23 protein-coding genes are annotated in these 22,875 nt (G+C 36.1%); 15 read left to right on the forward strand and 8 right to left on the reverse strand.

Features of this window, described 5'->3' with window-relative positions:
• Positions 1-235: 235 nt before the first annotated feature.
• From MKY90_RS05200 to glpD, 10 genes are all read left to right on the forward strand, one after another.
• Positions 236-1,330, forward strand: coding sequence for a response regulator aspartate phosphatase (locus tag MKY90_RS05200; RefSeq protein WP_215598977.1), 1,095 nt, complete (start codon positions 236-238; stop codon positions 1,328-1,330).
• Entirely contained in the window at positions 1,330-1,659 is a 330-nt protein-coding gene (locus MKY90_RS05205; protein WP_341090647.1) for a Phr family secreted Rap phosphatase inhibitor, read from the forward strand. Before MKY90_RS05200 ends, MKY90_RS05205 begins: the two co-directional genes overlap by 1 nt.
• Before the next feature lie 237 nt (positions 1,660-1,896).
• The gene (locus MKY90_RS05210) at positions 1,897-2,769 is read left to right on the forward strand and encodes an alpha/beta fold hydrolase (protein WP_002186501.1); all 873 of its coding nucleotides are present in this window, start codon (positions 1,897-1,899) and stop codon (positions 2,767-2,769) included.
• Between the two features lie 77 nt (positions 2,770-2,846).
• The gene (locus MKY90_RS05215; protein ID WP_002087191.1) at positions 2,847-3,047 is read left to right on the forward strand and encodes a sporulation YhaL family protein; all 201 of its coding nucleotides are present in this window, start codon (positions 2,847-2,849) and stop codon (positions 3,045-3,047) included.
• A 212-nt stretch (positions 3,048-3,259) separates the two neighbouring features.
• Entirely contained in the window at positions 3,260-4,456 is a 1,197-nt protein-coding gene (locus tag MKY90_RS05220; RefSeq protein ID WP_050001273.1) for an oxalate decarboxylase family bicupin, read from the forward strand.
• Positions 4,457-4,729: 273 nt separating this feature from the next.
• On the forward strand, positions 4,730-5,179 hold the full coding sequence (locus MKY90_RS05225) for a helix-turn-helix domain-containing protein (protein WP_002087188.1): 450 nt from the start codon (positions 4,730-4,732) through the stop codon (positions 5,177-5,179).
• Positions 5,180-5,269: 90 nt separating this feature from the next.
• Entirely contained in the window at positions 5,270-5,830 is a 561-nt protein-coding gene (gene glpP, locus MKY90_RS05230) for a glycerol uptake operon antiterminator GlpP (RefSeq protein ID WP_000394293.1), read from the forward strand.
• Positions 5,831-6,057: 227 nt separating this feature from the next.
• Entirely contained in the window at positions 6,058-6,879 is an 822-nt protein-coding gene (gene glpF / locus MKY90_RS05235) for a glycerol uptake facilitator protein GlpF (protein ID WP_002030197.1), read from the forward strand.
• 12 nt (positions 6,880-6,891) lie between these two features.
• On the forward strand, positions 6,892-8,382 hold the full coding sequence (glpK, locus tag MKY90_RS05240; protein ID WP_002011107.1) for a glycerol kinase GlpK: 1,491 nt from the start codon (positions 6,892-6,894) through the stop codon (positions 8,380-8,382).
• 133 nt (positions 8,383-8,515) lie between these two features.
• Complete coding sequence (gene glpD / locus MKY90_RS05245; protein WP_098167214.1) at positions 8,516-10,198, forward strand: aerobic glycerol-3-phosphate dehydrogenase; 1,683 nt, start codon at positions 8,516-8,518, stop codon at positions 10,196-10,198.
• 184 nt (positions 10,199-10,382) lie between these two features.
• Here the strand turns inward: glpD and MKY90_RS05250 are convergent, their stop codons facing one another.
• The 5 genes from MKY90_RS05250 to MKY90_RS05270 all read right to left on the reverse strand — a co-directional run bounded on the left by MKY90_RS05250 (position 10,383) and on the right by MKY90_RS05270 (position 16,436).
• Positions 10,383-11,387, reverse strand: coding sequence for a hypothetical protein (locus MKY90_RS05250; RefSeq protein WP_341090654.1), 1,005 nt, complete (start codon positions 11,385-11,387; stop codon positions 10,383-10,385).
• A gap of 253 nt (positions 11,388-11,640) precedes the next feature.
• Positions 11,641-12,207, reverse strand: coding sequence for a hypothetical protein (locus tag MKY90_RS05255; protein ID WP_341090657.1), 567 nt, complete (start codon positions 12,205-12,207; stop codon positions 11,641-11,643).
• Positions 12,208-12,291: 84 nt separating this feature from the next.
• Positions 12,292-14,628: an RNA polymerase recycling motor HelD gene (gene helD, locus MKY90_RS05260; RefSeq protein WP_341090659.1), complete on the reverse strand. Its 2,337-nt coding sequence runs from the start codon at positions 14,626-14,628 to the stop codon at positions 12,292-12,294.
• A 293-nt stretch (positions 14,629-14,921) separates the two neighbouring features.
• Positions 14,922-15,794 carry a peptidylprolyl isomerase PrsA gene (prsA, locus tag MKY90_RS05265; RefSeq protein ID WP_061674036.1) on the reverse strand — a complete coding sequence of 291 codons (873 nt, stop codon included), beginning with the start codon at positions 15,792-15,794 and terminating at the stop codon, positions 14,922-14,924.
• Positions 15,795-16,241: 447 nt separating this feature from the next.
• Positions 16,242-16,436 carry a hypothetical protein gene (locus MKY90_RS05270; RefSeq protein WP_000172693.1) on the reverse strand — a complete coding sequence of 65 codons (195 nt, stop codon included), beginning with the start codon at positions 16,434-16,436 and terminating at the stop codon, positions 16,242-16,244.
• Between the two features lie 118 nt (positions 16,437-16,554).
• On the opposite strand from MKY90_RS05270, the gene MKY90_RS05275 reads away from it, so the two are divergent.
• Positions 16,555-16,890: a DUF1878 family protein gene (locus MKY90_RS05275; RefSeq protein WP_098167222.1), complete on the forward strand. Its 336-nt coding sequence runs from the start codon at positions 16,555-16,557 to the stop codon at positions 16,888-16,890.
• Positions 16,891-16,895: 5 nt separating this feature from the next.
• Here MKY90_RS05275 and MKY90_RS05280 read toward each other — a convergent pair whose 3' ends face one another.
• The 3 genes from MKY90_RS05280 to MKY90_RS05290 form a co-directional block, all read right to left on the reverse strand.
• Positions 16,896-17,453, reverse strand: coding sequence for an HTH-type transcriptional regulator Hpr (locus MKY90_RS05280; protein WP_002134805.1), 558 nt, complete (start codon positions 17,451-17,453; stop codon positions 16,896-16,898).
• 299 nt (positions 17,454-17,752) lie between these two features.
• A complete protein-coding gene (locus tag MKY90_RS05285; protein ID WP_002011120.1) occupies positions 17,753-18,115 on the reverse strand; it encodes a YtxH domain-containing protein in 363 nt (120 codons plus the stop codon).
• 208 nt (positions 18,116-18,323) lie between these two features.
• Positions 18,324-18,758 carry an HIT family protein gene (locus MKY90_RS05290; RefSeq protein WP_001016832.1) on the reverse strand — a complete coding sequence of 145 codons (435 nt, stop codon included), beginning with the start codon at positions 18,756-18,758 and terminating at the stop codon, positions 18,324-18,326.
• A gap of 581 nt (positions 18,759-19,339) precedes the next feature.
• On the opposite strand from MKY90_RS05290, the gene ecsA reads away from it, so the two are divergent.
• From ecsA to MKY90_RS05310, 4 genes are all read left to right on the forward strand, one after another.
• Positions 19,340-20,083: an ABC transporter ATP-binding protein EcsA gene (gene ecsA, locus MKY90_RS05295; protein WP_001292616.1), complete on the forward strand. Its 744-nt coding sequence runs from the start codon at positions 19,340-19,342 to the stop codon at positions 20,081-20,083.
• Positions 20,076-21,287 carry an ABC transporter permease gene (locus MKY90_RS05300; protein ID WP_098167223.1) on the forward strand — a complete coding sequence of 404 codons (1,212 nt, stop codon included), beginning with the start codon at positions 20,076-20,078 and terminating at the stop codon, positions 21,285-21,287. Before ecsA ends, MKY90_RS05300 begins: the two co-directional genes overlap by 8 nt.
• A gap of 13 nt (positions 21,288-21,300) precedes the next feature.
• A complete protein-coding gene (ecsC, locus tag MKY90_RS05305; RefSeq protein WP_002030211.1) occupies positions 21,301-22,008 on the forward strand; it encodes an ecs operon protein EcsC in 708 nt (235 codons plus the stop codon).
• A gap of 128 nt (positions 22,009-22,136) precedes the next feature.
• The gene (locus MKY90_RS05310) at positions 22,137-22,874 is read left to right on the forward strand and encodes a (Fe-S)-binding protein (protein WP_002168964.1); all 738 of its coding nucleotides are present in this window, start codon (positions 22,137-22,139) and stop codon (positions 22,872-22,874) included.
• Position 22,875: the final 1 nt, after the last annotated feature.

The raw sequence follows: 22,875 nt of genomic DNA on the forward strand, positions 1-22,875 counted from the left end.
GAGTAAGTAGTTTTAGCTGATAGCTGGAATTGCTTGCTTTTTTATTTGGGCTATAAAACTTTCTGAAAAATGTTTCTCAAGTTTTTTAAATAGAAATATTTGGTATAATTCATTTAAATTATAAATTTTCTGACAATTATTTTTCAATACATATAAAAGGGGTGATAATATACAATTCGGATAATTGTATAAAAATTCTAATTTTTTGAATTTGGAGAAAAGGGGATGCGAAGGTATGGGAACAGATGTAGTAACGAAGGAGCAAATGAAACATTCTTTAGATAATTGGTATCGTGTAATGTTGCAGCAAGATATAGAGAAAGCTAGGGAAATGAAGGAAGATATTGAGAGTGAATTTTCTAATGTAAAAGAGGATGGGGATTTATGGCTATATTACTCTTTATTAGATTTTAGATATAAAGTGCTGGCGGATGGCTTACAAATTACTAAAAATAGTTTTGATAAAATTGATGAAATTTATAAAACGTCTGAAAATCGTTTGTCATATTACTATTATTTTTTTAAGGCAACGCATGCAACTCTAATATCAAATTACAATGATGCAAGTAGATGTTATGAGAAGGCCAAAACACTAATAAAATATATTCCTGATGAATTAGAATATGGGGAATTCTGTTATCGTCTTTCTGCATTTTTCTACAATACAAGGCAACCAATGAATACAATAAAATATGTAAATAAAGCTAAAGAAATTTTTTCAAAACAATCAGGACAAGATATGAATATTGCTTTATCTCAAAATCTTTTAGGACTAACTGCCATACAAATAAAGCAATATGAACAAGCAGAAGAGTGTCTAAATTCAGCGATAGATATTCTACAAAAACAGGATAACGCTATATTGCTTTTAAGGGTACGTCATAATTTAGGATGGCTATACGCAAGTCAAAACCTTTCTGCACTAGCTATTCGACATCTTTCGGAAGTAACAGAGAAATTCCCAGCACATTTCAAAGCGATTTTCCTACAAGCTAGGGAACATTTTAAACTGGGAGAAACAAACATTGCTGAAGAATTAATTGATAGAGGATTAAATATTTGTATGGAGTTAGAAAATGAAGAGTATATACATCATTTTAGTATTTTAAAAGCAGTAAATGGTAATGTTCCTATTAAAGAATTAGAGCAGATTATCCTTAAAGGAATTACTTATTTTGATAAAGAATCTTTATATAGTTACACTCAGGAATATGTGGAAAAACTTGCAATAAAGTTTCGTGAGGATGCTAATTACATGAAAGCAAGTGATTATTTTTACAAAGCATTACAGGCAAAAGAGAAGAAGATAGAGAGAGGAGCATTAAAATAATGTTTAAAAAAATAGGTATGGCTGTAACTGGTATAGTGTTAGTTGGTATTGTATCTGTCGGTTTAAATAGTTCTTTTGTACAACAAGCGGAGCACGGTGATGTTCCAGCACCAGCAAGACCAGACTACGTTAACGTTGGCGACACAGGCGGAGCACCAGCAGATAATAAAGGTGACGGAGGAGCACCAGCAAGACCAGACTACGTTAACATTGGAGATACAGGTGGAGCACCAGCAGATAATAGAGGCGATGGAGGAGCACCAGCCAACTTCAATAAAGGTGACGGTGGCGGTATTAGCAAGCAAGACTCACACGCTGACCATTTTTAAATTAAATAATAAAGTGAAGGGACCTCATAACGAGGTCCCTTTTCTTTTTGGTCGTAAAAAGAATTGACTTACTTTAAATATGTAACTATAATAGTTACAAAATAACCATCATTAATAGAAATGATTTATATTTTTTTAATATAATTGTAACTAAAGTGGTTACAATTAAAAAAGAACATAAAACAACCAAATAATGTAAAAACTTTAAATAGCAACATGAGAAAGGAGACGGGGATTTTGAAACGGTTTAAGTTTTATATGATTAGCGGTATTGTTCTTGTTTTATTAATAGTATGTAACTTCGTTGATAAGCCGATTGCGAAGGTTGAAGAAGTGAAAGATACTGTGATGATGAGGCTGAATACGAAAGAGAGTATGGCGCAGATTGATGGGCAGACGATTTATTTTAAGCAAATTGGTGAGGGGAAACCGCCTTTACTTATGCTTCACGGGTTCGGTGGTTCTTCAGATGGGTTTAATGATATTTATCCGGAACTTGTAAAGGACCATACGATTATTGCGGTTGATATTTTAGGGTTTGGGCGTTCTTCTAAACCAATTGATTTTCAGTATTCGTTTCCCACGCAAGTGAATTTATATTATAAGTTAATGAAGAAACTCGGATACGATCAATTCGCAGTACTTGGTCATTCGATGGGCGGAGAGATGTCTCTAAATTTAGCGTATTTATATCCGGATGCAGTAACGCATCTCGTTTTAGCGGATTCTACAGGAATAGAGTCTTTCCAGCAAAAAGAAAGTTATGAAGTGCCGCCACTATCGACAGACTTACAAACTGTAACAGAGATTACGGATTATAATAAAAATGAAGTGAAAAATAGTCGCGATGATAAAGAGCATTATGATCAGCTTACGAAAATGAGAGAGCGCCGCATTGCGATGGAAGCAGATAAAATTAAGGTACCGACTTTAATTATATGGGGACGACACGATAAGAGTGTTTCTTGGAAAAATGGTGAACTGTATCATGAGCTATTTGCAAATAGTACGTTCCATATCATTGAAAAAGGATACCACGCACCGTTTCGCCAGGAGCCAATCGAGTTTATGGAATATGTACAAGCGTTCTTCGCGAAGAATCCACAATAAAATTTTAAGCATAAATCCACTTCTTTCCTCATAAAGTGAAACTAATAAGGCTTGTCTAAGGAAAGGGATGAACGAAAGTGGAAACTTTACCATGGTGGATTTATCTTGTAATCATTGGGATTGTACTAAGTGGCTACATGGTTTTATATACTTCGAAAAAAGAGCAAGAGATGGATAATGATTTTATCGAAAAAGAAGGCGAAGTATATATGAAGCGCTTAGAAGAAGAACGAGAGAAACGGAATCAGGATAGTGATAAAGATTCGGTATTGCTTTAATAGAAACTTGTAAAGAAGAGAAAGGGATTTCTCTTCTTTTTTATATGTTAGTTTGCTGGATACTCCCTTTTAAATTAAGATCGCATCAAGATTTAGCGGATTGTTAAGGCAGAACCCCTTGTATCCATAGTCACAGTAACCATCCAAAGCCCAATTCATACACTATGATGGAGGCTTTTTACTTAATAATCGGATGAAAAAGGAGTGTAATGATGAAAAAACGTACTGTTAATGAAGCGGGAGGGAGTATACCACAGCCAATCCGTAGCGATGGAGCTGGTGCGATAGATTCTGGACCTCGTAATGTTATGCGGGATATTCAAAATCCGAATATGCTCGTTCCGCCTATAACTGATGCTGGCTTAGTTCCTAACTTGAAATTTTCGTTCTCAGACACTTCTATGATTTTAAAACACGGTGGGTGGTCCCGGGAGATTACTGTTAGAGAACTTCCGGTTTCGACTACGATTGCTGGTGTAAATATGAGTTTAACGGCCGGAGGAGTACGTGAACTCCATTGGCATAAACAAGCAGAATGGGCATATATGCTTTTAGGAAAGGCACGTATAACTGCCGTTGACCAAGAAGGGCGAAATTTCATTGCTGACGTTGGTCCAGGTGATCTTTGGTACTTTCCCCCTGGTATCCCGCATTCGATTCAAGGATTGGAACATTGTGAATTTCTGCTCGTTTTCGATGATGGACATTTTTCTGATCTATCTACTTTAGCTATTTCTGACTGGTTTGCACATACGCCAAAAGAAGTGTTGTCGGCTAACTTCGGAGTGCCGGAAAGTACTTTTCACTCCATTCCTTCAGATCAAGTTTATATTTATCAAGGGGAGGTACCGGGTTCGCTTGAAAATCAGGAAGTTCAGTCGCCAGAAGGAGAAGTTCCTTTAACATTTAAACATGAACTGTTAAAACAAAATCCGATTAAGACTCCTGGTGGTAGCGTCCGAATTGTAGATTCTACGAATTTTCCTATTTCCAAAACAATCGCAGCAGCGCTCGTTGAAATTGAGCCTGGTGGAATGAGAGAGCTTCATTGGCACCCGAATAATGATGAGTGGCAATATTATCTTACCGGGCAAGCGAGAATGACGGTGTTTCTTGGAAATGGTACAGCTCGTACATTTGATTATAGAGCTGGTGATGTCGGATATGTACCGTTTGCGACTGGACACTATATTCAAAACACAGGCAATGAAACATTATGGTTTTTAGAGATGTTTAAAAGTAACCGTTTTGAAGATGTATCGTTAAATCAATGGATGGCACTGACTCCTAAAGAAATAGTGGAAAGTAATGTACATGTTGGCCCGCAATTGATGGATTCTTTACGTAAAGAAAAGTGGCCTGTTGTGAAATATCCGGGTTTTTCTTATAAACCGAAAACGGATGAGTAAACATGGATATATGCGTTATTCTTTCTGGAGAACTATAGGAAGGAATGGCGTATTTCTTATGTCTAGTCCTGTCTTTACTAGTATTCGTTATTTGTATTATTGTTCGGGAAATTATTATAGAAGAAAAACATATGAAATCTGCATGGCATAGAGTATGAAATGGCGCCATTTTAAAGTGTAACGCACAAGTTGCACAGGTTACGCAACGATAACTAGCTTTACTCTTCATCATTTATTTGACCATACTAGACATAGAGAGGTGATAAACACAGTATGATTTTTAGTGAACGTTTAAAAGAAGAAAGGGAAAAAAGAAATTGGTCGCAAAATGATTTGGCTGAAAAAATTCATGTAAGTAGGCAGTCTGTTTCGAAATGGGAGACGGGAAAGAACTATCCGAGCATTGAAATTATTATTCATTTAAGTGATCTGTTCGGTATTACAATTGATGAGTTATTGAGGAGTGATGAAGAGTTGACGCAAAAAGTAATTGAGGATAGTAAGCAATTAGCGTATCCGAAATGGAAGGTGTTTTTCGATAGTCTATTTATGATGGGCGTATTTTTATTTATTACAAAAATCGTTGTATGGGCGTTAAATAAGTTTGCAGGAGCAAGCATTACAATTGTCGCAGATGCACCATATGTAATGAATTTTTTACCGCTCCTATTAATGATTATAGGTGGTACGGTTTCTGATAAGTTGAAGAAAATATATAGATAAGAGAAAGATTTGTAAGAAATCCCCTACACTAGCTGTTCTTTTCACCCAAATTGTGTACTATAAAGGATAGATAGGAAGGGGACGTTTAGAATGGAATTTCATGAGCAAAAGATTTTGCCGGCAGTGAGGCAAATTAAAGATTTGGAGAAGCTATTACATAGTTCGTATGAGTATATAGTTATTTTAGATATTCATGTCGGTCAATTGAAGAGTGTTGTGTCGCTCGCGAAGCAGCATAATAAAAAAGTATTTTTACATGTGGATTTGATCCATGGATTACAAAGTGATGGGCATGCGACGGAGTTTTTATGCCAAGAATATAAACCGTACGGGTTATTATCGACAAAGGCGAGCGTAATTATGAAGGCGAAGCAAAAAGGTGTCGTCTCCATTCAACGCATCTTTTTAATTGATTCTAGCGCAATGGAAAAGAGCTGTAATTTGCTAGAAAAGACGAAGCCGGATTATATAGAGGTGCTTCCTGGTGCGTTAACGGGTGTCATTGCTGAGGTGAAAGAGCGTACAGGTGTACCAATTTTAGCAGGTGGTTTTATTCGAACGGTAGAAGACGTTGAAAGAGCGTTAAATGCTGGTGCGACAGCAATTACGACATCGAAAAAAGAACTATGGAAACATTACCAAAAAAAGTGACGAAAATGTGAAAAAATTCTGTTGACACCGCTTTCATTAAGGGTTAACATTATAGACAAGTTAATAAACGTGACGGAGAAAAGAAGAGATCCACATTTTATTGTTTCTATATATACTATATAGAAGCATGTAAGCTGTGGATCTTTTTCTTTTGAAAAAAACGAATGGCCATTCATTTTACCTCTATCACTTTTCGAAAGCATTTAAATTGATTGTGGAGGGATTTTATGTCAGCATTTTTAGGGGAATTAATAGGGACTGCATTGTTAATCTTACTTGGTGGCGGCGTTTGCGCTGGTGTAAGTTTAAAGAAATCGTTTGCGAAAGATTCTGGTTGGATTGTAATTACAATGGGTTGGGGTCTAGCGGTTGCTATGGCAGCGTATGCAGTTGGATCAATTAGTGGGGCACATTTGAATCCGGCTTTAACGATAGGACTTGCTTTTAAGGGAGCGTTCCCATGGAGTGATGTACCTATGTATATCGCAGCACAAATGATTGGGGCAATTATAGGGGCAGTTCTTGTATATTTACATTACTTACCACACTGGAAAGAAACAGAAGATCCAGGAACAAAGTTAGGTGTATTTGCAACAGGTCCAGCAATTCCGAACACATTTACAAACCTTTTAAGTGAAATGATTGGAACATTCGTTTTAGTATTTGGTATATTAGCAATTGGAGCAAATAAATTTGCAGATGGTTTAAATCCATTTATCGTAGGTTTCTTAATTGTAAGTATTGGTTTATCATTAGGTGGAACAACAGGATACGCAATCAACCCGGCTCGTGATTTAGGTCCGCGTATTGCACACTTCTTCCTTCCGATTGCAGGAAAGGGCGGTTCAAACTGGAAGTATGCATGGATCCCAGTAGTTGGTCCAATTTTAGGTGGATCACTTGCAGGATTATTCCATCAAGTTGTATTTGAAGGAAAACAAAATTCAGCACTTATTTATGTGATTATTACAACTGTGATTGTACTAGCAATCTCTTATATGACAAGTAAAAAAAGTGGAGCTACTACAAATAGTAGAAAAGTAGCATAGGGGGAAACTGATATGAAAAAATATATTCTTTCATTAGACCAAGGAACAACAAGCTCACGCGCAATTCTTTTCAATAAAGAAGGAAAAATCGTTCATTCAGCTCAAAAAGAGTTTACACAACATTTTCCAAAGCCAGGCTGGGTTGAGCATAATGCACAAGAAATTTGGGGATCTATTTTAGCAGTTATCGCAACTTGCTTAAGTGAAGCAGATGTGAAACCAGAACAAATCGCTGGTATCGGTATTACGAACCAACGTGAAACAGCGGTTGTATGGGATAAAACGACTGGAAAACCAATTTATAATGCAATCGTATGGCAATCTCGTCAAACAGTTGAAATTTGTGATGAGTTAAAAGAAAAAGGTTATAGCGAGATGGTTCGCGAAAAAACAGGTCTTTTAATTGATGCATACTTCTCTGGTACGAAAGTAAAATGGATTTTAGATAACGTTGAAGGTGCAAGAGAAAAAGCAGAAAACGGCGAGTTATTATTCGGAACAATTGATACATGGCTTGTATGGAAATTGTCTGGCGGTAAAGCGCACATAACAGATTACTCAAATGCATCACGCACATTAATGTTTAACATTCACGACTTACAGTGGGATGATGAGCTTCTAGATATGTTAACAGTACCAAAGAGCATGCTTCCAGAAGTACGTCAATCATCTGAAATATATGGAGAAACAATTGATTATCACTTCTTCGGTCAAAATGTACCGATCGCAGGTGTAGCTGGTGACCAGCAAGCAGCATTATTTGGACAAGCTTGTTTCGGTGAAGGTATGGCGAAGAACACTTACGGAACTGGTTGCTTTATGTTAATGAACACAGGCGAAAAAGCAGTAGCTTCTGAGCATGGCCTATTAACAACAATTGCATGGGGTTTAGATGGTAAAGTGAATTACGCATTAGAAGGAAGTATTTTCGTAGCTGGTTCTGCAATTCAGTGGTTACGTGACGGACTGCGTATGTTTAAAGATGCGAGCGAGAGCGAAGTGTACGCTAGCCGTGTTGAATCAACTGAAGGTGTATACATAGTACCGGCATTCGTAGGACTAGGTACACCGTATTGGGATAGTGAAGTACGCGGCGCTATGTTTGGTGTAACACGCGGTACGACGAAAGAGCATTTCATTCGTGCAACACTAGAATCTTTAGCATACCAAACGAAAGATGTACTATGCGCAATGGAAGCAGATTCAGGTATTGAACTAAATACATTACGCGTTGATGGCGGAGCAGTTAAGAATAACTTCTTAATGAAGTTCCAAAGTGATATTTTAGACGTTCCTGTAGAGCGTCCAGTGATCAATGAAACGACAGCTTTAGGTGCAGCATACTTAGCTGGTCTTGCGGTTGGATACTGGAAAAACCAAGATGAAATTAAAGCACAGTGGCATATGGACAAGCGCTTTGAACCAACGATGGAAGCGGAAACAAGCGAAGAGCTATATGCTGGATGGAAAAAAGCAATTGAAGCAACTAAAGCTTTCAAATAATCATAAACAGTGTTATAATGATGACAAGTTAATAATTCGGTAGGAGATTTGGAGAGACCACAACACGCTATAGAGGCGAAATCTATAGCGGAGCTTGTGGTCTCTTTTTTCGTTATCAAAGGGAGGAATTACCATGAAATTTTCAAGTAAACAACGTAAAGACGTATTAAATGGAGTAAATAAACAAGAGTTAGATGTGATCGTAATTGGTGGAGGTATTACTGGTTCTGGTATTGCATTAGATGGGGCAACACGCGGTTTATCAACGATTGTGTTTGAAATGCAGGACTTTGCAGCAGGTACATCAAGTCGTTCAACGAAACTTGTACACGGCGGTTTACGTTATTTAAAACAACTTGAAGTGAAAATGGTAGCAGAGGTGGGGAAAGAGCGTGCGATCGTATATGAGAACGGTCCCCATGTAACAACACCGGAGTGGATGTTACTTCCGTTCCATACAGGCGGCACGTTCGGGTCATTCAGTACATCAATTGGTCTTCGTGTATACGACTTCTTAGCAGGTGTAAAACGAAGCGAGCGCAGAAAGATGTTTAACCGTGAAGAAACGCTAAATAAAGAGCCTCTTGTAAAACAAGAAGGATTAAAAGGCGGCGGTTACTACGTAGAATATCGTACAGACGATGCGCGTCTTACAATTGAAGTAATGAAAGAAGCGATTGAACATGGTGCGAAAGCTGTTAACTACGCAAAAGTAGACAGTTTCTTATATAAAGATGGAAAAGTATGCGGTGTACGTGTAATCGATTTACTAGACGGAGAAGTGTATGAAGTTTACGGTAAGAAAATTGTAAACGCAGCTGGTCCTTGGGTAGATACACTTCGTGAAAAAGATAACTCTAAAAAAGGGAAAGTACTTCAGTTATCAAAAGGTGTGCATTTAGTAATTGACCAAAAACGTTTCCCATTAGGGCAAGCAATTTACTTTGATACACCAGATAAACGTATGGTGTTCGCGATTCCTCGCGAAGGAAAAACGTACGTAGGTACAACAGATACGTTCTATGATAAAGACGCAGCTGTACCACACATGACAACAGAAGATCGCACATATATCATTAATGCGATTAATTACATGTTCCCAAGCGTGAAAATTACAGAAAAAGATGTGGAATCAAGCTGGGCTGGTGTACGTCCGCTAATTTATGAAGAAGGTAAGAATGCATCTGAAATTTCTCGTAAAGATGAAATTTGGACTTCTGAATCTGGTTTAATTACAATCGCGGGCGGTAAATTAACAGGATACCGCAAAATGGCTGAAATGGTAGTAGACTACGTAACGAATCTATTACAAAAAGAAGGCCATAGCTCATATAAGAAGAGCGATACGAAACATATGCCAATCTCTGGTGGTCATGTAAGTGGTTCACACGGATTCCCGGCATTTGTTGCGAAAAAAGCAGGCGAAGGTACGAAATATGGTTTAACGACAGCACAAGCTGAAAAATTCGCGAAATTCTACGGCTCTAACGTTGACGTACTGTTTGACTTAGCGAAAAAACATAAAGACGAAGCAAAAGAATACAACATGCCGCTAGACGTTCTAATCCCACTTGTATACGCAATGGATTACGAAATGACAGCGAAACCAGTTGACTTCTTCGTACGCCGCAGAGGCGCTGTATTCTTCAACATCCACTGGGTATACGAGTGGAAAGAAGCAGTAATCAACTACATGGCTGCGAAACTAGGCTGGAGCAAAGAAGAGCAAATGAAATACACAGCTGAATTAGAAAAAGCGTTAACAGACGCTGTAATTCCTGTAGATCAACAAGAGCAAGCAGCTGCGTTAGCGTAAAATAGATAGATATGTTTTTGGAAGAACGAATTGCGTAGGTTTGAGAATACACAATTCGTTCTTTCTTTTTTGTAGGGTATAAACTATGAGTATTTGGCTATTTTGAGTTTTTTTACTTAAATTTTTTTATTGGTTTTGGTTTGTTCTGGTGATAAATATAGTATGAGAAAGCTATTCATTCGAATTACTTTTTCTTTTTTTTAATTTCATTAAGTTGTTCCATTAAGAAGGTGGCATCGGATTGTTCTAACTCAACTTTTGAAATGCCATTTTCCAAAATGATATATGTTTCTTTGAGTTCATCAGTAAGTAAGCGTTTTTCACTATTACTTACAGAAATAATAACAGGTTGCTCATCTTTCTGATCTTCACCATCATTGATATCTTCAGGATCTTTTCTCCAATCATTACGATCGTCTATAATAGCTTTTATAAATCTATCCATAGCCGTAAAAATTGTTATAGAAATCCATGTCATATAATCTGTAACTGGATTTTGAATATCCATTTCTATCAATACACTAAAATCTTTAAAACTCTTTAAGATTACTAAAACAATGATTAAAAAGTAACTTATAATTCTCCTAACATTTTGTTCTACTTTATTTTTTGTTAAATAAACAAACATAACTAAAAAAATAGGGACACTTAAACAAAAAATATAAAATAGATGTATTGAAATATTACGGAAAGTAGCACTTCCGACTACTATTACAAATAAAATTAAATTATATAATAACAATGTGTATAGGGTTTTATAAGAATTTTTTATTCTATTTATAACATAAAATTTTTTCGAATCAATCTTCTTTGATATTTTTCCGATGAGACCTTTGTACTCTACACCGTGTGTTCTTAAATTTGATAAAGTACTTCCCAACAATATAATTACTGTTAAATAAATAGAACATACATATACAAATTTACTTATCGTGTGTTCAATTTTGAATAAAAGTGTATCAAAAGCTTCATAAATAAACCAAATTGTAGAAAATAATACTATAACCTCTATAAATATCATAAATCCTGAAATTTGTTTCTTGAATTTTTTAATTAAAAGTGATGAAATGATTTGACCTATCTTCTCTAAAATAGGAACTAAAATCTTAGTTAATAAAAAATATACTAAAACTGGAATCAATATAAACATTATTGTTAAATATACAATAAAACCTTTTAAATCACTCATATCTTTTGCCTCCAAAGATGTAAATAGAATTACAGGAACTTAAAATGTGCAGATTAATATAAAGTAATATTCTTCGGTATAGTACGAAAAAACAATGGATTTATATGCAATCTAATCTTATGAATTTTTAAACCTTAAATTTAGACGTATCCGTAGTCTGGGTAGCGTGTTATTTGTAAAAAAATAAATTATAAGGGGAGGTAATGTTACTTTTTTATAATCCTATGTAGTGTGATTTTGTATATAAAATTTTTTATGAAATAAGTGAATCTGCTTTAATAGAAATACGTAGCTCATCGCTAGAGAGTTTGTGAATGAGTTGTTGTAAATATAAGTATTCTTCCGCATCTTTTTCGGAAGTTTTAGGATCTAATAAAGGTGAAGAAAGAAGTACATCAATTGTAAGTATGTCCGAGTCATGAGAAGAGATATTATAGCCCGCAAATACAGGTCGTTTTAAGTCTTTTACTTTTTGAATCATTTTATGGAATTTCGTAACACTTATATTAATTTTGGCTAATGGAAAGCATTTTTGGGTAGGATTCTCGATGGTCTTTCTAATTTTATAATCGTATACGTAATAGTACTTCTCTTGCTGTTCAAGTGCTTGTAATTCTTTCGTTAATAAGTGGTATTTATCTGTAAGTCCAGTTGTTAGTACATCGTTTTCTTCACCAACTAATAAGGTGAAAGGTCTTGGTGATGAGATTGAAATGGTGCGGACGTTTAGTTCGGTAAAAGTGGGATTAGACTGTAAAATGGTATGTAATTTCTCGGTAGGAAACACGCCGTCATAAATAGCAATAAAATAATGGTTCATCTTTTCACTCCTTAGCTTTTTTCTAAAATGATATATTCTATTTTTTAGTTGTAAGTCCTGCATAAAAAAACACCTTGATAAAAATCAAGGTGTTTGCGTTATACATTTAAAACTCTCCGAAGCAGCCCCTGTTACAAAAGGACTAACCTCACCAACGCTATAAAGCTGCAATTCATGCATTGCGCGTGTACAAGCAGTGTAGAACAATCTACGTAGGCTCTCATCGCTGTACACATCTTTAGAAGCATTGTAAATAATAACAGCATCAAATTCGATACCTTTCGCTAAATAAGCAGGGATAACGACGATGCCTTGCTCATACTCGGCTGAGTTACTTTTCACAAGTTTAATATTCTCGATATGACTGAGTGCTTCGTAGGCAGCGGCACTTTCAGCCGCGGATTTACATATAATTGCGATCGTATTGTGCTGTTGTTTTTGTAGTTCAGCAACTTTGGAAGTGATACGATCATGCAGCTCACTGTAATCCGAAACTTTAGTTACTGTAGGCTTCTCACCGTCACGTTCAAATGCATTAATGTTCTTTCCTTCAGGTACGAGGTCCCGTGTAAATTCAATTATCGGTTTTGTTGAACGATAGCTACGAGTTAAGTTAATGCCGTTCGTTTCATCTGGTCCGTATAAGCTAGTAAGTGTATTGAAATTCACTGCTTCACTCGCATGGGCAAATATTGCTTGGTTAAAGTCTCCGAGCACTGTCATTTTTGCGGCAGGGAAGAGACGTTTTAAAAACTCGAACTGAAACGGAGAATAATCTTGTGCTTCGTCTACGAGTACGTGTTTAATTGATCTGTTCGTTTGGAAGCCTTCAATTAATTCTTTTAAAAGTAAAAATGGAGTCGCATCCTCGTAATGTAGCTTTCCTTCATCAAGCATGTTCACAGTTAATGAGCAAATTTCGTCCCATTCTTTAGGCTTTTCGCCAGTAACCCATGATGCATCTGTGAAGAGTTGTTTATATATTCCTGTGAAATTGATGAAACGCAATGTTTGAACGCCTTTACGCAACGGTTTTAATTTTTTGCGGACAATCATACGTCCAAGTACTTTCGTTTCTTTCTCATAATCATTAAAGGAGTTGTCATCAAACTCGCCTTTTTTCTGTAAGTATTTATAAGCTTTTTGATACTCATCTTTACTAAGTAGTTCAATTTCTTCTTCTACCCAAGGCTTTTTCAGTTCTGTTTTTTCAATTGTGTCTATTTGTTTGTTTAGCCAATCCGTTAACTTCTCAATTCGATTATGGAAGCGGAGGGAGGAATCAGTATTATAAAATTGCTCTGTAATTTCTTTAGCAGAGGCAATCAGTTTTCCTCTAAATTTCATTCCTCTAAATAGCATGCCTGAAGATTCAAGAGATTGTCTGTACGCTCTAATCATCTCGAAAAATTGAGTAGATGCTTTAAATCGAATGCTCGCATTTCGAGTTTTATAATTTGCGCTATTCGTTTCAGTTAGCATATATTCTAATTGCTCGTAAGGATCCTCAACGTCAAATGACTTACTTAGTCTATGGTTTAAATATTCTTGGAATGTAACTTGCTGCATATTCTCTTCACCGAGTTCTGGCAGTACGTTAGATACGTAGCTGTTGAACATGGAGTTAGGGGAGAAGAGAATGATTTGATCTGCTTTTAGCCATTCGCGATATTTATATAGTAAGTAGGCGATTCGCTGCAGGGCAGCTGACGTTTTACCGCTACCAGCAGCTCCTTGAACGATAAGTAGTCGCCCTTCATCGTGACGGATAATTTCATTTTGCTCGCGCTGGATAGTAGCAACGATACTTTGCATATGTTTGTTTGTTCCTTTTCCGAGCGCTTGTTGCAGAATTTCATCGCCAATTGTGAGGCTCGTATCGAACATTGAATCAATCTCGCCATTCTGAATTATATATTGTAATTTCTTCTCCACATTACCGCAGATTACGCCTCCTGGTGTGCTGTATTCAGCCGGTCCTGGTGGATAATCGTAGTAAACACTTGAAATTGGTGCGCGCCAATCGTATATGAGAAAGTTTTCTCCGCTTGCATCGGTAAGTGTAGCAACGCCGATATAAATTTGTTCTGCACCAATTTCTCCTTCTTCTTTGAAATCAATTCGTCCGAAGTAAGGTGCTTTATGCATACGGCGTAGTGCGGCAAGTCGATTAAAGGTGTGCTTATGGGTAATTTGTGTTACGGCTAGTGACTGAGCTTGTTGTCTTAAGTTGATAACTGTTTCAAGATAATCGTCAAAAGTATCAGTATTAACTTTTACATCATCCCAAAAGTGTTTACGAATGTTGATTACTTCTGCCCGGCGTCTGCCAGTTTCGCTTTCCAGTTTATCAATTTGCTCCGTAATCGTTTCTATTACGTTATCCAATCGTTTTTGCTCTTGATCAAGTTTTTTGTTCATACGTAAGCACTCCTTTAAAAGTGAAAAATAGAGGTTGACTGAAGATGTGTTTTGGTGTACAATTAAGATACGGATAAATACATTCTTTTATTTTTAGCGAATGCGTTTCTGTACTAATTTAACATAGTTTTTTAATTTAATCAATGATAATAAGATAAACCTTGGTTTCGTGCTGTACGAAATCAAGGTTTTTTTTTGTTGAATGGAGTAAGATGGGGGAGTATATCGATTTATCGGTAAAAAACTACTACAAAATAAAAAAGCTTGGGGCTACCCAAGCTTTTTTCACTTCATTATTTCTTTGCGTCTTTTTTAGCGTCAGCTTTTGGTTCTTCGAAAAGATCTTTCAAATCTTTGTCGTCAACTTTTACGTCAGCTTTTTTGATTTCTTTCATCATAAGATCGTTCATAAATTGAGCATCTTGTGTTTTTTCTTGAACTGCTTCTTTTTTGATGTCAGCTTTTGCTTTATCGAAAGTTGCGTCAGCATGAGTCTCAGTTACTTTAATGATATGGTAACCATGCTGTGTTTTTACTGGTTCACTTACTTCATCTTTTTTCAGCTTACGAGCAGCTTCATCGAATTCTTTTACCATTTTATCTGGTCCGAAGAATCCTAAGTCGCCACCTTTTTCTTTTGAACCTGGATCTTCAGAGTACTTTTTCGCTAACTCTTCGAAAGATTTACCTTGTGCAAGTTCTTCTTTCACTTTTTTAGCAGTCTCTTCATCTTTTACAAGAATATGGCTTGCTTTAATTTCTTGCTTATAGTCCTCAAATTTTGCTTTTAAGTCTTTATCAGTAATTGCTTTTTCAATCGCTTGTTCTTGAGCTAATGAAGCGCGAACGCCATTTTTAACTGTTTCTTCTTTAAGGCCTTGTTGTTTCATTAGTGTATCGAATTGGTCACCGACTTGCTTTTTCATTTCATCGAACTTTTTGTCTACTTCTTTTTCATCGACTTTGTAGTTTTTAATAAGTACTTTTTCCATAACCATGTTATTTAGTACTTGTTTACCAGCTTGTGTCTTCATTTGATTGTAGAACTCTTCTTTAGTGATGTCACCAGCTTTAGATGTAACAATTTTGTCTGATGATGATGATGTTCCACATGCTGATAATGCGATTACACTTGTTGCGGCTAAGGCAAGCATAGCTTTCTTCATTCAATAAACACTCCTACTATTATGTATTTTTAATTTATCCCATACGAATGAAGAAACGCCTTATGATAGGTTATTTTCGTTCATAAGAACCTGATTAAGTCTCACTGATGTCTTTGCTTTTTTTATATGTAAAAGCATGCTTAACAGGGCTTACCGAGGCTTTAGGATAAAGTTTAGATGCGTGTCGTTTATTTCATAGTATAAGCAATATGTACAAAATTTAATATATCATATTTCGACGGGTTTTCCTATTGATAAAGAAATTTTAACCAGTTTGTGTCAGATTTTGAAAGGGTACCATATTGGGCGGATGTCGCATATACAGAAAAGAGGAGGGGATGGGGGATGAATTCAAAACTTATTTTATTACTTGTACTGTTTATTTTATTAGTTATAGTAGGTATAATTTGCTTATAGAGGAAAAAAATGAGGAAGGGGCTTCCTTCCTCACTTTCCATGAAATATAATTTCTACATAACTAGAAATTAATAGAATGGTAATACATACATTAATAACTCGAAAGACACCGGGCTGGCGGCTCGCAGATATTTGTTTTCGCTCACACAGTGTATGTGTCATGAAATTCGTGTAAAATATAACAAGAAGTGCGAATGCAACAAAAACAACGGTTATAAGAGTCATGAGGCGAGACCTCCTTTTGGCTAAAATACATATACTTTATATATTGTATCATACGATATTTTGTTCGTGTTACAAAATTCAGAAATAGAAGACTTTGTGTTAGGAAGCGAGGGAGAAAATGGACGTTGTAAGAAGACTAGAACAAGCTGAATACTACGTAGACCTACTATTTAAAATGATTGATGAAGAAAAGTGTCCATTTTATTCTTTAATCATAAAGAAAAAAGCTCGTAAAAAAGACATCGAACGTATACTAAAACTTTGTGAAAGACTGAACGAACAATATGTAGTGGAGAAAGCAGAAGGCCTTCTATTGTTTGATGCGCTATTAGATCAATTTGAAAAAGCGCTTCCACATCAGCTCGAAGTACACGAAACTGCGGAAGCGCTAGCAAAACAAGGTTTATTTAAGCCGCTTATGAATGAATTCTTAAGCATGATTGCGAAAAAATAAATAGATTATTTCTTAACTAACTTTTGATCGGATTCCGTAAAGTTCTCCTCAATATCTTCTAATGATTTCTCAAAAATATCGATGAAGTCTTGTCCGTAAATATTGCGAAGGATCGCAATAAGTTCGATATTTTCTGGGAACTTACCGTAAAAATTACGAAGTTCAAGTGCCCCATTAAAAACAGAATTATTTTCAGGGTCATACTCCTCCATTAAACGAAGTAGTAATTCTTCCCCTTTGTCTGTAATTTCAATGTACGTATTTCGTTTATCATCTTCTTTTTTTGAGAATATAAGATAGCCGCGTTCTTCAAGCTTTTTAGAGAAGTTAAACGCCGTTGATACGTGCATAACTCCAAACTTAGCAATCTCAGAAATAGAAGCCCCTTTTAAATGATAAGCGATGGTTAAAATGTGATGCTCATTAATGTTTAAATCGTAAGGTTTAATCCATTGTTGCCAATCTTTCTCTACGCATTTCCATAACGCTTTCGATAATTGAGCAATACGTTGGCTGAAAATCATCGCTTCTTTTACCGAGTAATTTTTTTCTCCACTTTTCATTTACTCACCCACTTTAACATTCTTTTTTCATTATTATCTATTATGCCAGTAAAATAAAAATTAATAAAGTCTTTTTGTGAGAATTGTGAAAATTTTTCGGAAAAATAACATTCTATACAAATCATGCATAACTATGGAAGCGTTTTATGAGTCGAGAATACATGTGTTGTCTTTACATGTTAAGGGATAACATATATTGTAAATGCATAAAAACACGGCATATCTATGTGATATGCCGTGTTAAGGTCAATTCGTATGAAAAATATTTGTTATATGCAAAAAACTAAGCAGGAATATGTTTACGCTTTTTCTGGAACGGCTTCTTGTAGTTTCTCAATTGACTTTTGAATGTCTAAAATTTCTTTTTCGATATGTCGTTTGTTTTGAGAAATATCTTGTTTCCAGTTAGAAAGCGTGTCATGCATATCGTCTTTTAGTTCTTGGAATACTTCTTTACCTTCTGAAGCAGTTTCAACGATTTGACGCTTTAATAACTTCGTATCAGCTGTAATATCAGCTAATGTTTTTTTAATATCAGTTCCTTTTTCTTTCAGCTTACCGCGCATAGCTTTACCAGAAGAAGGAGTTGAGAAAAGAACGGCTAGTCCAGCAACTGCTCCGCCGCAAAGTACACCTGTAATAAAGGATTTAGCTTTTGACATAAAAGGAAACCTCCTTATTTTTCGTTCGTATTCATGATGTATAAAAGTGTGCATATCTTTAAGACAAGGGGAAGAAAAGTGAGCTTTTCTCTCTTGTACATGCTATGCACAAAAAATCATACCCCCGGCATTTTTTGTGAAGAAAGAAGCCATACAATAAATGCCAGAGGAATCGGCTTATTATGTATTACTTCTTATTATAGTGGCACTATTTCACACTATTTGCAATTGTACTTGCGATGTTTTGTAAATTTTCCATTGTGTATTCATTTTGGTGTGATTTCCAAACAGCACCGAAACCATCGTTTTCACCGTAGCGTGGAATTAAATGAAGGTGGAAGTGGAATACAGTTTGTCCAGCTTTCTCGCCGTTATTGTTAAGTAGGTTGAAACCAACTGGATTAAATTCTGCTTTCATTGCATTTGCGATTTTTGGAACGACAGCAAAAATATGTGATGCGATTTCTGGCGTTAACGCAAAAATGTCTTGTTTGTGTACTTTCGGAATAACAAGAGTATGTCCTTTTGTTACTTGACTAATATCTAAAAATGCAAGTACATGTTCATCTTCGTATACTTTTGAGCAAGGGATTTGCCCGTCAATGATTTTACAAAAAATACAATTGTCCGCTGTATGATTCATCGATCTCATCCTTTCAAATAGTCTTAGCCGTATTTTACCATAATTACATAGGAGAACAAACACGAAAAACAGGAAGCTGACTCAGCTTCCTGTTTTCTGAAGATGGATTGAAAAAGCATTTTTTATAATTTACGGTTCGCAGACACCTCATTTATTTAAGAAATGCACGGTAAATCGGCTAAAGTTTCTGCCGTAGACACCCCATTTTCAAGTGAAATGAATTGCAATCTTTTTTTAAAATGAAATTGTTTATTTTTTAAAACAGTATATGCTCTTTCGGAGACACCCCGTTTCGAAAATGAAACAAATTATCTGGTTATGTGTAAATTTCATTGTCCAACTTGGACACCCCATTTCATGATGACTTCACTATGTTGTTGTACTCATCAATTGGTGGTTGCTTTTTCAATGTGTTCCTTCTTCACTAATTATGATGTCCGCTTTCGTAAAAATATATGCCAAGAAATTTAAATTTTTTTTTGAAGGCATCGATACTATGTAGTGCACCATGATTTTTGGTAAGATGAATATATACATTTCTTACAAAAGTGAATGAATATAAATGAAGAAAGTGGTGTCGTATGAGCGAGTTATTGCGTGTAGAAAATGTTACAGGAGGGTATACGAAACGACCTGTACTGCAAAATGTTTCGTTCTCTGTTAATAAAGGCGAACTTGTCGGCTTGATCGGTTTAAATGGAGCCGGGAAAAGTACGACAATTAAACATATCATCGGTTTAATGGAGCCGAAAAAAGGAACTGTCACAATTAACGGGAAAACAATTCGTGATGATATGACAGCGTACCGTTCTAGTTTCTCCTTCATTCCAGAAACGCCAGTATTATATGATGAGTTAACGTTAGAAGAGCATTTGAAATTAACAGCGATGGCGTACGGTGTAGATGAAAAACAATATGAAGAACGCGTAGGGCAACTATTACAAGAGTTTCGCATGAAAAATCGCTTAAAATGGTTTCCGTCTCATTTCTCAAAAGGGATGAAACAAAAAGTGATGATTATGAGTGCATTTTTAGTTGAACCATCACTTTACATTGTGGACGAACCTTTCGTGGGGCTTGATCCGTTAGCGATTCAATCACTTCTTCAAATGATGGATCAAATGAAAAAGAGTGGTGCGGGCATCTTAATGAGTACACATATTTTAGCGACAGCAGAGCGCTATTGTGATTCATTCATTATTTTGCATCAAGGTGAAGTGAGAGCGATGGGAACATTATCAGAACTTCAATCCGGGTTTAATATGCCTGGTGCAACGCTTGATGATATTTATATTGCGTTAACGAAGGAAGAAGATTATGAATAGCACAGCGTTATGGAAAGAACGATTTCGGCACTTTCTAAAAGAAGTTCGTACATATAGTAAATACGTATTTAATGATCATTTGAAATTTATTTTCGTATTTATCATCGGCGCAGGAGCGTATTATTACCAGCAATGGTTACAAACGTTAACACCTTCGTTTCCGACAGCGATTGTTATGGCAGTCTTACTTGGCCTCGTATTAACAGCTGGGTCAGTCCAAACGTTATTAAAAGAAGCAGACCTCGTGTATTTGCTGCCAGTTGAAGAAAAGTTAAAGCCTTATTTTACGAAGGCATTTCTTTTTACGTTTATGATTCAGTTATACATAATCGCAATGGTAGCCGCTGCGCTTGCCCCGTTATATTTCCAGCAAATGAAACAAACAGGTGCCAATTACATATGGATTGTAATCGCGTTTGTCATTGTAAAAGCGTGGAATTTATTCGTAGCGTGGGAAAAATCATTTTTAACAGATCAAAATGTACAAAGAGCGGATTGGTTTATTCGTTTTATTTTAAACGGCATATTTGTGTACGTCCTTGTAGAACGTACTTCAGTCATTTTTACCGGTGTGATTGTCTTTCTTATGGCACTATACCTTGCTGTTATGCATCAAAAGGTGAAAGGAAAGCCGCTAAACTGGGAGTATTTAATTTCTGAAGAAGGTAAAAAAATGATGCTGCTGTACCGCATTGCGAATATGTTCGTTGATGTACCAGCGTTAAAAGAGAGAGTATCACGTAGGAAATGGCTTGATTTCATTCTTTCGATGATTGGTGAGAAACGTACATATTTATACTTATATACGAGAACATTTTTAAGATCGGGTAACTATTTCGGATTATATATGCGTTTACTCGTTCTTGGGGGAATTATTCTTTACTTTATCCCATTTTTATATGGACGTTTTATCGTAAGCCTTGTTTTCTTATACTTAATCGGCTACCAGCTCTTAACCCTTTGGAAACATCACCGTATGAAAGTTTGGCTTGATTTATATCCGGTAGGGGGAGACGAGAAGAAGAGAGATTTCCTTACTTTATTAAATGCGATTCTTATTATCGGCAGCGTTGTATTTACAGTTATATTTGCACTTGCGACGAAAGATTTCATAATGACCGGCATTTTATTTGTAGTAAGCATATTATTTAGTATTGGTTTCGTTTATCAATACGGTGCAAAGCGCATTGAGCGTTTAAACTGAAAGGAATGAACCTATGATTACATATGAAGAGAAGGTTATAAAAGAATTGGAGCAGTGGAAAGCTACATTCATGAAAGATTCTTCTATGATGACACGGTTCTCTAAAAAAGTGCAGGTGAAAGTGCAACAACTAGTGCCCGCGAAAGTGCAAAAGGTACTAACAGAAACGATTCGGATGATGGTGCAAACAATTAGTGCTGGATCAAACTTCATAAAACCGAAGCTAAAAGAAACGAACTGGTCACTGCAAAGACGAGACGATGAAGTACGTAAAAAAATGGATGAGTACAAAAAAGTCGCAGCGGCAGAAGGGGCAGGAACAGGAGCAGGTGGTATTCTCCTTGGTCTTGCCGATTTCCCGTTATTACTTACTATTAAAATAAAATTTTTATTTGATGCAGCAACATTGTACGGATTTGATACGAGTAAAAAAGAAGAGCGCCTTTTTATTCTTCACGTTTTCCAACTTGCTTTTTCAAGTGACGATCACCGAAAAGAAGTATGGAAAGCGATTGAAACGTGGGATACAGAAGAAGAAAATCATATGGACTGGGAAAAGTTCCAAACAGAATACCGAGACTATATCGATTTAGCAAAAATGCTTCAACTCGTTCCAATCATCGGTGCCCCAGTCGGCGCATATGCGAACTATCAATTACTGCAAAGACTCGGAGAAGTGACGATGAATTGTTATCGTATGCGATTGCTGAATAGAAATTAAAAAGAAAGCACCCTACATGTGTAATTTAGGGTGCTTTTTGTTATTTTTATTCATATTTTTCATTTTTTTACCAATAATATACAAATAGAGTTAATTGAGATTACTTTACTGTATTTAGGGGTGCAAATATGAAAGTATCAATTTTTATCACTTGTGTGGCAGATGTTTTTTATCCAGAGGTCGGAAGTGATGTCGTCGAAATTCTTGAAGATTTAGGCTGTGAAGTTGATTTTCCTAAAAGCCAAACTTGCTGCGGACAACCTGCTTATAATAGCGGGTATGTGAAAGAAACAAAAACAGCTGCAAAGCATATGATTGAAACCTTTGCTAGTTCAGAATATGTTGTGGCACCATCGGGTTCGTGCGCGATGATGGTTCACGAGTTTTCTAGCTTATTTTCTGAAAGTGAAGCGGATTGGAAGAAAAAAGCTACTGAACTTGGAAATAAAACATATGAATTCACACAATTTCTTGTGGAAGTATTAGGGAAAGAAGACTTAGGTGCAGAGCTTCATAAAAAAGCAACGGTTCATACATCTTGTCATATGAGCCGATTAATGGGGATTAAGGAACCACCGCAAAAACTATTAAAGTGTGTAAAGGGACTGGAAGTTGTTTCATTGCCGCATAATTATGATTGTTGCGGATTTGGAGGGACATTCTCGGTGAAAATGCCAGAAATCTCTGAGCAAATGGTTGAAGAAAAAGTAAAGCATATTATGGAAACCGGTGCGGAATTGTTAATTGGGATGGATTGTAGCTGCTTAATGAATATAAAAGGACGTTTAACACGCAATGGTTATCCAATTGATGTAAAACATATTGCTCAAGTATTAAATGAAGATCGAAAACAAGGGGGGATATAGA

The organism is Bacillus sp. FSL P2-0099 (genome assembly GCF_038007445.1).
GTDB classification, from domain to species: Bacteria; Bacillota; Bacilli; order Bacillales; family Bacillaceae_G; genus Bacillus_A; species Bacillus_A mycoides.

Coding starts and splice junctions, on each gene's coding strand:
- MKY90_RS05200 (WP_215598977.1), top strand. CDS start 236: ATGGGAACAGATGTAGTAACGAAGGAGCAAATGAAACATTCTTTAGAT.
- MKY90_RS05205 (WP_341090647.1), top strand. CDS start 1,330: ATGTTTAAAAAAATAGGTATGGCTGTAACTGGTATAGTGTTAGTTGGT.
- MKY90_RS05220 (WP_050001273.1), top strand. CDS start 3,260: ATGAAAAAACGTACTGTTAATGAAGCGGGAGGGAGTATACCACAGCCA.
- MKY90_RS05225 (WP_002087188.1), top strand. CDS start 4,730: ATGATTTTTAGTGAACGTTTAAAAGAAGAAAGGGAAAAAAGAAATTGG.
- glpP (WP_000394293.1), top strand. CDS start 5,270: ATGGAATTTCATGAGCAAAAGATTTTGCCGGCAGTGAGGCAAATTAAA.
- glpF (WP_002030197.1), top strand. CDS start 6,058: ATGTCAGCATTTTTAGGGGAATTAATAGGGACTGCATTGTTAATCTTA.
- glpK (WP_002011107.1), top strand. CDS start 6,892: ATGAAAAAATATATTCTTTCATTAGACCAAGGAACAACAAGCTCACGC.
- glpD (WP_098167214.1), top strand. CDS start 8,516: ATGAAATTTTCAAGTAAACAACGTAAAGACGTATTAAATGGAGTAAAT.
- MKY90_RS05250 (WP_341090654.1), bottom strand. CDS start 11,387: ATGAGTGATTTAAAAGGTTTTATTGTATATTTAACAATAATGTTTATA.
- MKY90_RS05255 (WP_341090657.1), bottom strand. CDS start 12,207: ATGAACCATTATTTTATTGCTATTTATGACGGCGTGTTTCCTACCGAG.
- helD (WP_341090659.1), bottom strand. CDS start 14,628: ATGAACAAAAAACTTGATCAAGAGCAAAAACGATTGGATAACGTAATA.
- prsA (WP_061674036.1), bottom strand. CDS start 15,794: ATGAAGAAAGCTATGCTTGCCTTAGCCGCAACAAGTGTAATCGCATTA.
- MKY90_RS05270 (WP_000172693.1), bottom strand. CDS start 16,436: ATGACTCTTATAACCGTTGTTTTTGTTGCATTCGCACTTCTTGTTATA.
- MKY90_RS05275 (WP_098167222.1), top strand. CDS start 16,555: ATGGACGTTGTAAGAAGACTAGAACAAGCTGAATACTACGTAGACCTA.
- MKY90_RS05280 (WP_002134805.1), bottom strand. CDS start 17,453: ATGAAAAGTGGAGAAAAAAATTACTCGGTAAAAGAAGCGATGATTTTC.
- MKY90_RS05285 (WP_002011120.1), bottom strand. CDS start 18,115: ATGTCAAAAGCTAAATCCTTTATTACAGGTGTACTTTGCGGCGGAGCA.
- MKY90_RS05290 (WP_001016832.1), bottom strand. CDS start 18,758: ATGAATCATACAGCGGACAATTGTATTTTTTGTAAAATCATTGACGGG.
- ecsA (WP_001292616.1), top strand. CDS start 19,340: ATGAGCGAGTTATTGCGTGTAGAAAATGTTACAGGAGGGTATACGAAA.
- MKY90_RS05300 (WP_098167223.1), top strand. CDS start 20,076: ATGAATAGCACAGCGTTATGGAAAGAACGATTTCGGCACTTTCTAAAA.
- ecsC (WP_002030211.1), top strand. CDS start 21,301: ATGATTACATATGAAGAGAAGGTTATAAAAGAATTGGAGCAGTGGAAA.
- MKY90_RS05310 (WP_002168964.1), top strand. CDS start 22,137: ATGAAAGTATCAATTTTTATCACTTGTGTGGCAGATGTTTTTTATCCA.